This window comes from Paenibacillus sp. 102, assembly GCF_039549175.1.
Classification (GTDB): domain Bacteria; phylum Bacillota; class Bacilli; order Bacillales; family Bacillaceae_G; genus Bacillus_A.
Window position 1 is genome coordinate 121,383 of sequence record NZ_JBCGHT010000008.1, and the last position, 15,142, is coordinate 136,524.

A 15,142-nucleotide genomic window follows, 5' to 3' on the forward strand; every position below is an offset into this window, starting at 1 on the left:
AACATTCCGCGAAAGCAAAGAGATTAGGTCTGCCCATAAAAACCTGATCGGTGAGGGCTAATAATCAGTGGAGGATAAAGAAAATCCCACTGATTAAAGTTTCACTTTATTTGGATAAACGCTTCATCAATTCCGCTTTTTCTGCTTCAAAACCTGGCTTACCAAGTAAGGCAAACATATTCTTTTTATATGCTTCAACTCCTGGTTGATCAAATGGATTTACCCCTAGCAACAATCCACTAATTCCACAAGCTTTCTCAAAGAAATACACCATTTCACCAAATGTGAATTCATTTAATTGATCCAATTCAACACTCATGTTTGGTACTCCTCCATCTACATGAGCTAACACTGTTCCTTGGAATGCCTTTTTGTTAATTTCATCCATTGTTTTTCCAGCTAAAAAGTTCAAACCATCCAGGTTTGCTAACTCTTCTTGAACAGTTAGCTCAATTTTAGGTTTTTTAATCTGTAAGACAGTTTCAATTAAATCCCGTCTTCCTTCTTGAACATATTGTCCCATAGAATGCAAGTCGGTTGTAAAGTCAACAGAAGCAGGGAAAAGTCCTTTTTGATCTTTCCCTTCACTTTCTCCAAATAGTTGTTTCCACCACTCAGATACATAATGAAGTGACGGCTCATAGTTCACTAACAATTCAATGGATTTCCCTTTACGATAAAGAGCATTTCGCACAGCTGCATATTGATAGCTTTCATTTGTTAACAGTTCTGGATTATTGTATTTATGAGCAGCAGCGGCAGCTCCCTCCATCATTTTATCAATATTTAGCCCAGCAGTAGCAATTGGTAACAAACCTACTGCAGTCAAGACTGAAAAGCGTCCACCTACATCATCAGGAATAATAAAAGTTTCATACCCTTCTTCATCTGCTAATGTTTTTAATGCTCCTTTTTCTTGGTCAGTCGTTGCATAAATACGTTTTCTAGCTTCTTCTTTCCCATATTTTTTCTCCATATACTCACGGAAAATGCGGAAAGCAATAGCAGGTTCTGTTGTTGTACCTGATTTAGAAATCACGTTAATAGAAATATCTTTATCTTCCAATAGTTCTAGTAAATGCGAAACATAAGTAGAGCTAATATTTTGACCCGCAAAGTAAACTTGAGTCATATCATTCATTTGGTTATGGAAAGTATGCGACAATGCTTCAATTGCAGCTCGTGCACCTAGATAGGAGCCTCCAATCCCAATTACAATTAGAGCATCAGAGTTACTGCGAATTCTTTCAGCAGCTTGTTTAATTCTTGAAAATTCGTCTTTGTCATAATTAAGCGGCAAATCAACCCAACCAAGAAAATCAGAACCTGATCCTTTTTTCTCATGAAGCATATCATGTGATAGTCGCACAAATTCACTTAGATTATCTACTTCATGTTGTTGCATAAACGATAGTACATTTGAATAATCAAAAGAAATAGTCATACCACACTTCTCCTTTATATTGGTTATACGTAATCATTTTTCTATTGTAATTATTACAAGTAAAGAAGGCATTAGCATCCTTCACAAAACGATAGAGGAATCACATGTATCATCCTATATTTTCCTGCAAAGAAACTAATACCCTCTAAAAAATAATAGATACTTTTATTTCAGAGACCCTTAATTTTTAGGAACTTTTTCCCAATCCGCAGCAAACTTTTCAATCCCTTGATCTGTTAATGGATGCATAGAAAGTTGCTCAATTACTTTATAAGGAATTGTCGCAATATGAGCACCTGCCATCGCTACACGAGTTACATGATCCGGATGGCGAACAGAAGCTGCAATAATTTGTGTATCTAAGTTATGAACACGGAATAGCTCAGCAATTTTCGCAACTAATTGTACACCATCTTCAGAAATATCATCCAAACGTCCTAAAAATGGAGAAACGTATGTCGCACCTGCACGAGCAGCTAAAAGAGCTTGGTTCACAGTGAAAATTAATGTAACGTTCGTTTTAACTCCTTTTTTAGTGAGATAACGACATGCCTCTAAACCTGCTAAAGTCATTGGAAGTTTAATTGTTACATTCTTATCTCCGCCATTAATTTTAATTAATTCTTCTGCTTGTACAATCATTTCCTCAGCTGTAACAGCATCTGGAGTTACTTCGGCAGAAACAGATTCAACCTCAGGTACTGCTTGACAAATTTCTGTAATCCGATCTTCAAATTTCACACCTTCTTTGGCTACTAAAGAAGGATTTGTTGTAACGCCAGATAATACACCAATTGCATAGGCTTTTTTAATTTCCTCTAAATTTGCAGTATCAATGAAAAATTTCATCTTACATTCCCTCCATTTTTTCAACAAATCATTTATTTTTTATTTCATTTTCGTTTCTTCTTATTTCTTTTCTACTGCATGTCCACCAAACTCGTTACGAAGAGCTGCGACCACTTTTCCTGTAAATGTATCATTTTCTAATGAACGGTAGCGCATCAATAATGACATTGCGATAACAGGCGTTGCTGTTTGAAGGTCTAATGCTGTTTCGACTGTCCATTTCCCTTCACCAGAAGAATGCATAATCCCCTTGATTTCATCTAGTTTTGCATCTTTAGAAAATGCATTTTCTGTCAGTTCCATAAGCCATGAACGAATGACAGAACCATTGTTCCATACACTTGCTACTTTTTCATAATCGTAGTCAAATTCACTTTTCTCTAAAATTTCAAATCCTTCACCAATAGCAGCCATCATACCGTATTCAATTCCGTTATGAACCATTTTCAAGAAATGTCCACTGCCTACTGGTCCAGCATATAAATATCCTTTTTCTACAGCTGTATCTCGGAAGATCGGTTCAACAATTCCCCAAGCTTCTTGGTCCCCACCAATCATGTAAGAAGCACCATTTCGTGCACCTTCCATACCACCTGAAGTTCCTGCGTCCATAAAACTTACACCTAGTTCCTTCAGTTCATTGTAACGACGAATAGATTCTTTATAGTGAGAGTTACCAGCTTCAATGATAATATCTCCTTTATCTAATAATGGTGCAACATCACGAATTACCGTATCGACAACAGCATGTGGAACCATGATCCATAAAACTCTTGGTGTTTCAAGAGATTGTACAAGTTCTTGTAAATTTGATGTTCCCTTTGCTCCGTAAGACTTCATTTCTTCCACAGCACTATTATTTAAATCAAACCCCACAACTTCATGGTTATGATCCATTAGATTTTGACCTAAATTTAATCCCATTTTACCTAAACCAATAATTCCAACTTTCATGTTCATTTCCTCCTACAATCATTTTTGTCTATAAAGACCTATTATTTGTAAAACCACATACTATTCTTGTATAAAATTACCTTTACTATCTAGAAATTTAGCAATTAACTTCTACTATATACAACACTTTTAGTTATGAATTTAATAAATCTTTCGTGATACGAACAACATTTTCAGTCGTAAATCCAAACCATTCCATTACCTCGGCTCCAGTACCTGAAGCACCGAATGTCTCAATGGATAATATCGTTCCTTCCGACCCTACAAAACGGTCCCATCCAAGGGAGATCCCCATTTCTAGTGCCACACGTTTTGTAACCGAATAAGGCAGAATAAATTCTTTATAATCACTCGATTGAAGATGGAAAAGTTCCCAACTTGGCACAGCCACAACACGAACGGATATATTTTCCTTCTCTAGTTCAGCTTTTGCATTAACAGCTAGGGAAACCTCAGATCCCGTTGCAATAAGAATTGTATCTGGCGTTTCATTCGTTTGCGTTAAAATATACGCACCCTTTGAAAGGTTCTCTATATTTTCTTTTGTTTCATCAAAGACTGGTAAGTTTTGACGACTTAGAATAAGTGCAACTGGACCTTCTGTTTGTTGCAGTGCAAAAGCCCAAGCGCTTGCCGTTTCATTGGCATCTGTTGGTCGGATTACTGTAAGACCAGGAATCGCACGAAGAGCAGCAAGCTGTTCAATCGGCTCGTGAGTTGGTCCATCTTCTCCAACAGCAATTGAATCATGAGTAAACACATAAATTACAGGAAGCTTTTGCAATGCTGCCAAACGAATAGATGGGCGAAGGTAGTCATTGAATACAAAGAATGTACTTACAAAAGGCTTTAATCCGCCATGAAGAGCCATTCCATTCGCTGATGCTCCCATTGCATGTTCACGAACACCAAAGTAAACATTTCGACCAGCAAATGATTCTACTGCATATACTGCCTCACCTTTCATATCCGTCATCGTGGAATGAGAAAGATCTGCACTCCCTCCAAAAATAGAAGGAATCGATTTCATATAATGATTAATTGCTTCTCCGCTTGCTACACGGGTAGAGATAGCTTTTGTCGTATCGAAAGTTAAAATTTCTTTTGCATCAATTAAAACATTACCTTTAATAGCACTTTCTAATTCATTTGCAAGTTCAGGATAAACTTCTTTATAGAAACTAAACAATTGATTCCATTTAGTTTCTTTTCCAGTACCTATTTGTTTTAATTCTGCGAAATGTGCTTTCACTTCTTCAGGTACGAAGAAATCTTCTTCATAGTTCCAACCATAGGCTTGCTTTGTCGCTTTAGCTTCTTCTGTTCCAAGCGGGTTACCATGTGCTTTGTTTGTTCCGGCAACCTTCGGACTACCGTAACCGATAATCGTTCTAACCTCAATAATAGTTGGTTGTTCAGCATTTTGTTTTGCTAATTCGATGGCAGTTGTGATGTCTGCAACATTATTTCCATCTTCTACTCGTAAATATTGCCAATTAGCAGATTCAGCTCTTTTTTGAATATTTTCAGAGAAAGAAAGATTTAGCGAACCATCTAAAGAGATGTCATTTGAGTCGTATAATGCAATTAATTTCCCTAGTTTCATATGACCTGCCATAGACATCGCCTCATAGGAAACACCTTCCATTAAATCTCCATCACCGACTAAAGCATATGTGTAATGATTAATCATAGGAATCTCATCTTTATTAAACTTCGCAGCTAAATGCGCTTCTGCCATCGCCATTCCTACCGCAGTCGCGATTCCTTGTCCTAAAGGACCTGTTGTAGCTTCTACTCCATCTGTATGTCCAAATTCTGGATGACCAGGCGTTTTACTGTTTAATTTTCGGAAGTTCTTCAAATCTTCTTTAGATACACCATAACCGCTTAAATGAAGTAAACTATATAATAAGCTAGATCCATGACCCGCTGAAAGAACAAAACGATCCCGATTAAACCAATTCGCATTTTCCGGATTATGATTTAAATGATTTGCCCATAGTGCATAAGCCATTGGAGCAGCTCCCATTGGAAGTCCTGGATGCCCAGAGTTTGCGCGATTAATCGCATCTATTGAAAGTGTTCGAATGGTATTTACTGATAACGTATGGATATCTTGACTCATTTTGTATTTCCTCCTAGTAAATCTTTATCTTAGATTAAGATTGCATAGCTAACTTTGGTGTTTCTGTTGATTTTTTATCTAGCATATCTAGCCACCACTTAAATCCATCTTGTTGCACTAATCGCTGTGCAGCTTGAGGACCATATGAACCTGCTTCATAAGAATAAAGTGGTAATTGATTTTCTTCAAAAGCGTCTAATATAGGTTGTACCCACTCCCAAGCCAATTCCACTTCATCCCAATGAGCGAAATATGTTGCATCTCCACGTAACGCATCAAAGATTAAAAGTTCATAAGCTTCCGGTATTTCTTTTTGATTCGCCGTATAATCTATCTTTATCGGCTCTATTTTCGTTCCATTAGCAATATTCTTACTGTTCAATTGTAAGGACACACCTTCTGTAGGATTGATTTCAACTATCAATAGATTCGGAGCATTTTCTTCCTCTCCCCTTGCGTATAGCCCTTTTAGTGGGTTTTTAAATTCCACTACGATACGTGTTGATTTTTCCTTCATTCTCTTTCCAGTTCGTATATAGAATGGAACCCCGCTCCAAAAAAGATTATCAATCCATACTCTAGTAGCTATAAAAGTATCATTTTGTGAAGAAAGAGCTACTCCAGGTTCTTCTGTATAGCCAATAACCTTTTGCCCTAATACCTCTCCTGAAGTATACTGGCCACGAACTACGTCTAAGTAAACATTTTTCTTATTTAATGGTCGTAGAGACTCCATTACTTTTCTTTTTTCATAACGAATTTCGTTTGTATCAAGCCTTTTTGGCAAATTCATGGCTGTCATCATTAACAGTTGCAACAGATGGTTTTGAAACATATCACGAATTGCCCCTGCTTGATCATAATAACCAGCTCGCTCCTCTACTCCAACCGTTTCACTTGCTGTAATTTGAATATTAGCTATATATCGATTGTTCCATAGTGCCTGAAGTATAGGGTTTGCGAATTCTAAAGCCTCAAGATTTTGAACCATTGGTTTTCCAAGGTAATGGTCAATTCGGTAAATCTCATCTTCATTGAAAGCTTTATTTAATTTATTGTTTAATTCCCGAGCTGATTTCAAATCATGCCCAAATGGCTTTTCAATAATAAGACGTTTCCACCCTTGTGTAGAACTTAATCCACTCTCCTTAATATTTAGAGCAATGGTATCAAAAAACTCTGGTGCAACCGATAGATAGAACAATCGATTTTCCGGAATACTTAATTCCTCTTCTCTTTCTTTAACAACCTTTAATAACTTCTTATAATCCTCTATATTTGTCGCATCTAACGAAGTATATCGAAATGCTTTTAAGAATTTTTCCATTTTCAATTGGTCTTCTTCCATATGTCGAGAAAAATGTTCTACAGATTGTTTCACATAATTTTGAAACTCTCCATCAGTCATTTCTGATCTCCCTAAACCAATGATAGAAATCGATTGAGGCATTTTTTGATTTACATGTAAATTGTAAAGAGCAGGGAAAATTTTCCTTTTCGCCAAATCCCCTGTTGCTCCGAATAACACAAATGTCATCGACTCCATTTCTCTTCCTCCTTTTATGAAAAACATTTCTTAAAAATGTTTCAACATCATTATTAAATAATAAAGTTATATCCAATAACATTTAGTTAGTTAGGTTACTTTATGTAACCATAATAATCTCAAGATAATTATACGTCAAGAAATATTTACTCTACTAAAAATCTAATAAAATTACATATCAATAGGAAATCACCTGATGAAAACCTCAATTTTTTCTCGGAAAAAGTTTACTCCTTAAAAATATATAGGTTACTTTTAATATCCAATTAATTATAATTTTCGATATGAATAAAGGAATTATCATATTTATTTGGTATAATTTATGTGGTTACAATACATACATAGGGAACATAAAATTACAAATCATCTATACGGAGGTATGAGAAATGGATGACCAACGAGATATAGGACCTAAAATAGAAAAAAGTTTTGAATTAATAGGAAAAAGATGGACAGGCTTAATTATTTATGTACTAATGAGTGGACCTAAACGTTTTAGCGAAATTCATACAATGATTCCAGACTTAAGTAAACGTATGCTTACAGAAAGAATGAAAGAACTTGAGGATCATGATATAGTGGTGCGCCATGTAATTGCGGAACGCCCTGTACGAATAGAGTATTTACTAACGAGAAAAGGGACAGAGTTAGGAAAAATTCTTGGACCAATTAGTCAGTGGGCTGAAAGTTGGATGAAAGAATAAATAACATAGAACGCACTTTTCAAACACATGAATGAAACACGTACTATCCGAAAAAATGAAGTGGAATTCCCTAAACGTACAGCCAATAAGTTCAATAAGTAGACAATTTATATTAGGAAATTTACACTGGTTAATATTAAAGTAATAACTGACCTCATTTTAGAAAGGCAGGAAGAAATAAATGGCAAATCTTCTTTATATTACCGCTCATCCATTTGACGATACTCAATCGTACAGTATGACAGTTGGAAAAGAATTTATTACATCATATAAAGAATTAAACCCTAATGATGAAGTCGTTCATCTTGATTTATACAAAGCTGATATTCCATATCTTGATGCTGATGTGTTCAATGGGTGGGAAAAACTGAGATCTGGCATTCCTTTACATGAATTAGCACCTATTGAAATATCAAAGGTTGGACGTCTAGCTGAATTAGGTGGACAATTTGTATTGGCTGATAAATATGTATTTGTCACTCCAATGTGGAATTTTTCAATTCCAGCCATTTTAAAAACATACCTTGACGCTGTAGCTGTATCTGGAAAAACATTTAAATATACAAAAGAAGGATCGATAGGATTATTAACAGGTAAAAAAGCATTGCACATTCAAGCACGTGGTGATATTTATTCAGAAGGTCCAGAAGTACATAAAGAAATGGGACATCGTTATTTAGAAGTTATGATGGAATTCTTCGGTACTTCTTCCTTTGAGGGGATATTTATTGAAGGGCACAATAAGTTTCCAGAAAAAGCACAAGAAATTAAAGAAAAGGCTATTAATCAAGCTAAAGAAGTCGCTAAATATTTTTAAATATTTCACCATAACAAAGTATTACAAAAAGTTTGATCCTCCATAATAAAGTGATACTTTAATCAGTGGGGTTTTTCTTCATTCCCCACCTCTCTTCCTCGTTTTCCTTGGAATCTTTAGACAGGGGTCTTACTGCCCGTTCATGCGGGATACAGGTGTCAAAGTAATCTTTAATAGATCTTTTCGTCAGATTATAATTAAGCCTCCATGTCTGCATTCGGACATGGAGGCTTAATTATACATTTCTAAATATCTGTATATAAATACTAATTTCAGCTATACTCTTGACAAAAAATACTCACATCAAAAATAACAAATTTATGTACATCATCTTATCTCATCAAGGAAACCTTCCGCATTTCCGGCCATCTTATTTAGTAACTTTAATGCATATTCTTGTTCCTCAATTGACAAATCTTTAATCAAAATATTTTTCCATCCTAACAAAATCTCAGTTAGTTTCGCTTCAAACATATATGCTTTATCCGTTAAGTACAATTTTTTAATACGTTTATCAACCGTAAATATTTTTCTTTCTACGTATCCCTCTTTTTCTAATTTAGCGATCGCCCTAGCTGCAGTCCCCTTGTCTACCTTTAATAAACATGCTAGTTCATCCTGAGAAACTCCTTCATTTTGATATAGAGTGGCTAGGAACTGATATTGCCCTGCTCCAATATCAAATTCTTTCAAATGTTCATTCATGTAAACATTTCCGTATCTGTGAAGTAATGAAATCCAGCGTCCAATTGATTCTTTATTGTTTATTTGCATGTGTAATTCCCCTTTCTGAGATTACATTGTCGATAGAGATATTATACAGTACTTAAACTGTAACACCCATTCTAATTCGTTTTCACATTTTTAATTTAGAAAATCATTTCACTTGATTCTTATAAAACTTTAACGTAATATTAGTTGCATTAACAACTAATATTATAAATAAATTACTAAATAACCATTATAAAATTAAAATACATTAGTTGCATTAACAACTAAATAAGGTTATCCTTTTAAAGTCCTAAAAGGGTACAAAATAGTTTTAGGGAGGATTTAAATATGAAACGTGCAGCAATAAAAATAGTATGTCCTACTCATTTTAAAGTTCATATAAAGTGAGACTTTAATCGGGGAAGATTATTTCATAACTCGTATTTCATTCTTAATAACTAGTAAATGGAGATGATTATCATAGAAGCTACTCAAAATAAATTCAATTCTTTAAACATGAGCAATAAAGCAAGATTATTAATCCTATCAATTTTTGTTCTTGGGTCATTTATGACTCTTTTAAATCAAACACTATTAAATGTTGCAATTCCTGAGCTAAGTAAAGTTTTTCAGTTAGATGTTAATACAGTTCAGTGGTTAAGTACTGGATTTATCATGGTTAATGGAATCGTAATTCCAATTACGGCATATCTCATTGGAAAATTTTCTACAAGACAATTATTTATAAGTTCTGTTGGACTCTTCTCAATTGGTACAATTTTAAGTGCTATCGCACCTAGTTTTTCATTTCTACTAGTTGGCCGATTACTCCAGGCAACAGGTGCTGGTGTAATCATGCCACTTGTGCAAACTGTGATATTTAGTTTATATCCACCTGAAAAACGCGGGAAAGCAATGGGAATGATTGGTATTGCTATGACATTCGCTCCAGCTATTGGACCCACTTTATCAGGATGGATTTTGCAACACTATTCTTGGAGAGTACTATTTTATATTATTATTCCAATTGGAATAATAGATTTAATTTTAGCTTTCTTCTTTTTACGTAATGTTACAGAAAAGGGAAATCCAAAGTTTGATCTGCTAGGTGTCATTACATCGACAATTGGTTTAGGTTCACTATTATATGGTTTTTCTATGGCTGGAAGCGTAGGTTGGAGTGCTCAACAAGTTATTATTACAATCACAATTGGTTTTATTTTTATCGGTCTATTTATATGGAGAGAGTTAGTTGCTGAACAACCAATGCTTAACTTATCCGTATTTAAAAACAAACAGTTTTCTATAACGATTGGAATCGGTGCTTTTGTTGCACTTGCGATGTATAGTGTTGAACTCTTAACACCTGTATATATTCAAAATCTTTTAGGACACTCCACACTTCAAACCGGATTAATCCTATTACCTGGTGCAATTGTTATGGGGATTATGTCACCTATAACTGGTATTATTTTAGATCGTTATGGCATACGTCCATTAACTTTTATTGGAATGCTTACGATTATAGGAACATCTTGGCTGTATACAACTTTAAGTTTGGATTCCAGTTTATTACATGTAACCATTCTGTATTCTGCTTTTATGTTCGGTATCTCATTTATTATGATGACCGTAATGACATTTGGATTAAACCAACTTCCACCATCTATGAGTCGTCATGGTGCCGCTGCAGCTAATACAGCTCGTATGATTTCTGGTGCAATTGGCACAGCATTATTGACCACTGTTATGTCGACACAAACGAAAAATTATTTACCTGAATTAATAGGAAAATTACCAAAAGCAGATGCAATAAAAGAAGCAAATATTTTAGGAATGCAAGATGCTTTCCTTGTAACTACTATATTAGCAGTTATCGTATTTGTTATGACCTTATTTCTTAAAAAGAAGTAACTAGAACGAATGGTGATTTGGATTAAACTCCCTACCACATCATCAAATTGTATTCATCATATAGAAAAACGCTATTCTTTTGTAAAAATCTACAGATAGAATAGCGTTTTTTCAAAAGAAAATTCAAACAATCCATGATTCTTATACTCTCGATGAATCCTTTGAAGATTTTCCACATACCGTGTCTCTTATTTATTGCGCAAAACCTTTAACGCATCACTCCACGCAATAACTTGATCAATCATGTTATTGACTGCCGCTTCATGATGCGAAGCTGGTTTAAAAACAGTAAAGTTCTCAAAATCTGTGAATAACGAAAATCCGACTTGGTTACGCACATCGGCAACCTGCAGCTCACCCATGATCAGTCTTAAATTCTCTATTGCACGAGATCCCCCCATTCCACCGTACCCTACAAAACCAGCTGCTTTATTATTCCACTCATTATATAAGTAATCCAGTGCGTTCTTAAGCGCTCCTGATGTTGCATGGTTATACTCAGGTGTCACAAAAACATACCCATCAAGTGATCCAATTTTTTCAGACCATACCTTCGTATGTGATTTTGTATACTGTCCAGCCGCTGGAGAACCTGGCTCATCTAGCATCGGCAAATTATAATCTGCAATATCTACAAGTTCAAACTCAGCGTCACTACGTTTCTTTGCCATTTCGTATACCCATTTAGCAACTGCTTCACCGTTACGCCCTGGACGTGTACTTCCAATAATAATTCCTATTTTAGTCATGTCTTTCCTCCATATTCATCGTAATATAAATGCAGATAGAGAGTTGAAAAATCCATCTGTATTTTCTAATTTCACAATCCGTAGCTTTTACTTTTTGTACACATACTATTCAATTTAAGATGCATAATAGATTTCGAAAAGACTTCCACACTTCTACTCATCAAATTATTTCATAGCTCCAATAAAAAAACTGGCCTTCAAAATTGAAGACCAGTTTTTTCAACTCGCTTTAAAGCCGCCACCTAACACATCACGTACATCGTGAATGACAACGAATGCATTTTCATCTTTTTGACTCACGACTTTCTTTAATTGCATGAGTTCTTGTTTATTAATAACAATATATAATACTTCTTTGTTACTTCCTGTGTAACCGCCTTTTCCTTCTAATACTGTTACACCACGTGTCATATTCTTCATAATAGATTCTCTAATCATATCTGGGTAGTTTGAAATAATCGTTACAGCGGTCTTTGTATTCAATCCTTCCACAATAAAGTCAATAACCTTTGCACCGATAAATACCGCTACAAGCGTATACATCGCTTTTTCCTGTCCAATAATAAATACTGAACCTGCAATAACGACGATATCAATAATTAGTACACCTTTTCCAACACTCCAACCTAAATATTGGTTGGCTAATTGTGCTATGATTGCAGATCCACCTGATGTACCACCTGCACGGAACATAAATCCTAAACCAACGCCAACGAAAACACCAGCGAATAGAGCCGCTAATAATGTATCATGATTTACCGGAGTCGCTATATCTTCTGTTATATATAAAAAGAAAGATGAAGAGACAATACCAAGTATTGTATACACCATTGTCTTTTTATCAAAAAACTTATACCCAATTGCAAGTAATACTGCATTTATTAAAAGGTTTACAGTACCTGGTGACCATTCAAATAAATAATATGTAATAACTGTAAGTCCAATAATGCCACCTTCAGATAATCGATTTGGAATAGCAAAAAAGTTAATTCCAATCGCAAACAACAATGATCCAATTACGACAAGTGCTACTTCTTTTACTCTTTCATTCATTACTTTTCCTCCTATCTACCCCAATATATTTTTCAGCCTAATTTCATCTCAGAGAATCAAGCGAATTCTTTCCATTTTTCTGCATGTTTCTCTATCATTTCAATTAATTGTTTCATTGCAGGAGTTAACCATTTACTTTTATGGTATGCCAATTCAGTTGTAACGAAATCTTCACTATGCGTCCATGGCAGTACACTTAACTTTCCTTGCTCGATTTCTTCCTTTACCGTTATAAACGGTAAATAAGATATCCCTAGCCCACACATAACGGTTTGCTTAATCGCTTCAATACTCCAAAAATGAATATGAGAACAATTAATACCATCTTCTTTAATCCGTCTTTCTAGCAAATCTCGATAACTCCCTGGCTCTGTAAGCAACAACATTTCTCCTTCTAAATCAGCAGGACTAACGCTCACCTTTTTTGTTAGTGGATGTTTCGGCGGGGCAATAAGCACAATCTTCTCTTGAACAAGAGAATGAGTAACAATGTCTGTACCTAGTTGTTCCGGATGTGTAAATAAAGCAAAATCAAATTTCCCTGATTTTAGTTCATTGTGCAATTCTTGACTCTCTGATGGTTGTAAAATGATATGTACTTGTGGATACTTCCTTTTAAATTCATATAAAACAGCAGGTAATCGATAAATCATTAAAGACTCATTCGCTCCAATGCGTATTGTTCCTGACGATTTGCCATTCATTTGAGATGATTCCAATGCTTCATTTGATAATTCCAATATTTTATGTGCATAAGAAAGCATATGCTCCCCTATATCAGTTAAAATTACCTTTTTGCCAAGACGATCAAATAATGGACTCCCAATCTCTTCTTCTAATGAGCGAATATGATTAGTAATTGTCGATTGTGTATATCCAAGTTGTTCTCCAGCCCGTGTAAAGCCACCACTTTCCGCTACAATAATAAAAGTTTTCAAATGACGCAGCTCCATACTTACTCCCCCTGTTGTACGATCCTATATCTTCTTGATGTTTTTCTTTTTATAACCATATATCTATAATAATGTGAAAATGAATATGTAAGTTATATCGTTTTCCATTTATTCGAACACGCAATCTATTATTTAACGAGACGCCCATAAAAATAATCATTCTCATGAATTTAGTTGGTTTTACTCACAAACTCACATATGTTCACACTGAGCAAGTCTCTGAAGACCTTTTATTCTCTATTTGAATCATCCATAAAACAGCTGTTTCTTTACACTCATCTAATCGCTATTATATATTTAGATCACAAATAAATAAAATGAATTATTTTAATAGAAATCATTTATAAAAATGATGGATGAACCTAATATAGTACAGTTAGACACCCTTCTTGAAGAAAAAGGTGTCTTTTTCATTTACAACTATTGACATAATCCAAAAGAAATATTAAAATAACTATAAATTAGTAAGCAACTAATTTATAGTAAAATAAAAGAGGTGAAGAAAATGAAAAATATATTATTTCGCATTAATGAACTAGCAAAAAAAGAAAAAACTTTAGGACTACAGGAAACGGAAAAACAAGAACAACAAATCTTAAGACAAAGCTATATGAAAGAATTTCGCGGGAGTTTAGATTCCATTTTATTAAATACAACGATTGTAGATCCTAGCGGAGAAAACGTTACTCCACTTGCTTTACAGCATGCACAAAATCGTATGAATCTTAAAAAATGAAGCCTAAAATTAATTCAAACAAACAATTTTACAAAATAACCTCAACATAAAAAGAGCCGAATTTCTATATTTAGAAATCCTGGCTCTTTTTAGCATATAATCTAATTATCTCTAATTCCTATCACGTCATAATTTAAAACACTTTTACACTCAAGATAAATCCGCTATTGTAAAAGCACCTGGCAGTAATTGTTCAACCGTTACTTCTTTCTCATCACCTTTTAGGTTTGTTAGTAACACTAGCATCTGAGGTTCACAAAACTCTGCAATGACTTGTCTACAAGCTCCGCATGGAGAAATGGGCCCATCGGTTTTACCTGTTACTACTAAATAACTAAATTCACGCTCCCCTTCTGACACCGCTTTAAATATAGCTGTTCTTTCCGCACAATTACATAAACCGTAAGAAGCGTTTTCTATGTTACAACCGGTATACACTTTACCTTCTTTCGTAACTAACGCTGCACCAACAGGGAATTTAGAATATGGAATATAAGCCTTCTCTAACATCTTTGTCGCTTCTTCAATGTATCTTTTTTTATCCATGTTATTTCCTCCTCAAAGTACAGTTAATTCTAATGGTT

14 protein-coding genes are annotated in these 15,142 nt (G+C 34.7%); 4 read left to right on the forward strand and 10 right to left on the reverse strand.

The features are described 5' to 3' along the window. Positions 1 to 106: 106 nt before the first annotated feature. The 5 genes from AAIE21_RS18095 to zwf form a co-directional block, all read right to left on the reverse strand. Positions 107 to 1,444, reverse strand: a complete 1,338-nt coding sequence (locus AAIE21_RS18095) for a glucose-6-phosphate isomerase (protein WP_343268038.1) — start codon at positions 1,442 to 1,444, stop codon at positions 107 to 109. 180 nt (positions 1,445 to 1,624) lie between these two features. Continuing rightward, positions 1,625 to 2,293, reverse strand: coding sequence for a fructose-6-phosphate aldolase (fsa, locus tag AAIE21_RS18100; protein ID WP_343268039.1), 669 nt, complete (start codon positions 2,291 to 2,293; stop codon positions 1,625 to 1,627). Between the two features lie 60 nt (positions 2,294 to 2,353). Next, positions 2,354 to 3,247 (reverse strand): phosphogluconate dehydrogenase (NAD(+)-dependent, decarboxylating), encoded by an 894-nt coding sequence (gene gnd / locus AAIE21_RS18105; RefSeq protein ID WP_343268040.1) that lies wholly within the window; start codon positions 3,245 to 3,247, stop codon positions 2,354 to 2,356. A gap of 133 nt (positions 3,248 to 3,380) precedes the next feature. Then, positions 3,381 to 5,375 (reverse strand): transketolase, encoded by a 1,995-nt coding sequence (tkt, locus tag AAIE21_RS18110; protein ID WP_343268041.1) that lies wholly within the window; start codon positions 5,373 to 5,375, stop codon positions 3,381 to 3,383. A gap of 34 nt (positions 5,376 to 5,409) precedes the next feature. After that, positions 5,410 to 6,921: a glucose-6-phosphate dehydrogenase gene (zwf, locus tag AAIE21_RS18115; RefSeq protein ID WP_343268042.1), complete on the reverse strand. Its 1,512-nt coding sequence runs from the start codon at positions 6,919 to 6,921 to the stop codon at positions 5,410 to 5,412. Between the two features lie 386 nt (positions 6,922 to 7,307). Here zwf and AAIE21_RS18120 point away from each other — a divergent pair, with 386 nt between their 5' ends. Then, the gene (locus tag AAIE21_RS18120; protein ID WP_343268043.1) at positions 7,308 to 7,625 is read left to right on the forward strand and encodes a winged helix-turn-helix transcriptional regulator; all 318 of its coding nucleotides are present in this window, start codon (positions 7,308 to 7,310) and stop codon (positions 7,623 to 7,625) included. Between the two features lie 181 nt (positions 7,626 to 7,806). Next, positions 7,807 to 8,442 carry an FMN-dependent NADH-azoreductase gene (locus tag AAIE21_RS18125; protein WP_343268044.1) on the forward strand — a complete coding sequence of 212 codons (636 nt, stop codon included), beginning with the start codon at positions 7,807 to 7,809 and terminating at the stop codon, positions 8,440 to 8,442. 327 nt (positions 8,443 to 8,769) lie between these two features. On the opposite strand, the gene AAIE21_RS18130 is transcribed toward AAIE21_RS18125, so the two are convergent. Further along, on the reverse strand, positions 8,770 to 9,216 hold the full coding sequence (locus AAIE21_RS18130; protein ID WP_343268045.1) for a MarR family winged helix-turn-helix transcriptional regulator: 447 nt from the start codon (positions 9,214 to 9,216) through the stop codon (positions 8,770 to 8,772). A gap of 453 nt (positions 9,217 to 9,669) precedes the next feature. Between AAIE21_RS18130 and AAIE21_RS18135 the strand changes: the two genes are divergently transcribed. Further along, positions 9,670 to 11,067 carry a DHA2 family efflux MFS transporter permease subunit gene (locus tag AAIE21_RS18135; protein ID WP_343268092.1) on the forward strand — a complete coding sequence of 466 codons (1,398 nt, stop codon included), beginning with the start codon at positions 9,670 to 9,672 and terminating at the stop codon, positions 11,065 to 11,067. A gap of 188 nt (positions 11,068 to 11,255) precedes the next feature. Here AAIE21_RS18135 and AAIE21_RS18140 read toward each other — a convergent pair whose 3' ends face one another. The 3 genes from AAIE21_RS18140 to AAIE21_RS18150 all read right to left on the reverse strand — a co-directional run bounded on the left by AAIE21_RS18140 (position 11,256) and on the right by AAIE21_RS18150 (position 13,822). After that, positions 11,256 to 11,816 carry an NADPH-dependent FMN reductase gene (locus AAIE21_RS18140; RefSeq protein ID WP_343268046.1) on the reverse strand — a complete coding sequence of 187 codons (561 nt, stop codon included), beginning with the start codon at positions 11,814 to 11,816 and terminating at the stop codon, positions 11,256 to 11,258. A 219-nt stretch (positions 11,817 to 12,035) separates the two neighbouring features. Next, positions 12,036 to 12,869 carry a YitT family protein gene (locus AAIE21_RS18145; protein WP_343268047.1) on the reverse strand — a complete coding sequence of 278 codons (834 nt, stop codon included), beginning with the start codon at positions 12,867 to 12,869 and terminating at the stop codon, positions 12,036 to 12,038. A gap of 56 nt (positions 12,870 to 12,925) precedes the next feature. After that, positions 12,926 to 13,822: a LysR family transcriptional regulator gene (locus AAIE21_RS18150; protein WP_343268048.1), complete on the reverse strand. Its 897-nt coding sequence runs from the start codon at positions 13,820 to 13,822 to the stop codon at positions 12,926 to 12,928. Positions 13,823 to 14,327: 505 nt separating this feature from the next. Here AAIE21_RS18150 and AAIE21_RS18155 point away from each other — a divergent pair. Next, positions 14,328 to 14,558, forward strand: a complete 231-nt coding sequence (locus tag AAIE21_RS18155) for a DUF896 domain-containing protein (RefSeq protein WP_343268049.1) — start codon at positions 14,328 to 14,330, stop codon at positions 14,556 to 14,558. 150 nt (positions 14,559 to 14,708) lie between these two features. Here the strand turns inward: AAIE21_RS18155 and AAIE21_RS18160 are convergent, their stop codons facing one another. Further along, entirely contained in the window at positions 14,709 to 15,104 is a 396-nt protein-coding gene (locus AAIE21_RS18160; RefSeq protein WP_343268050.1) for a cytidine deaminase, read from the reverse strand. Positions 15,105 to 15,142 lie beyond the last annotated feature (38 nt).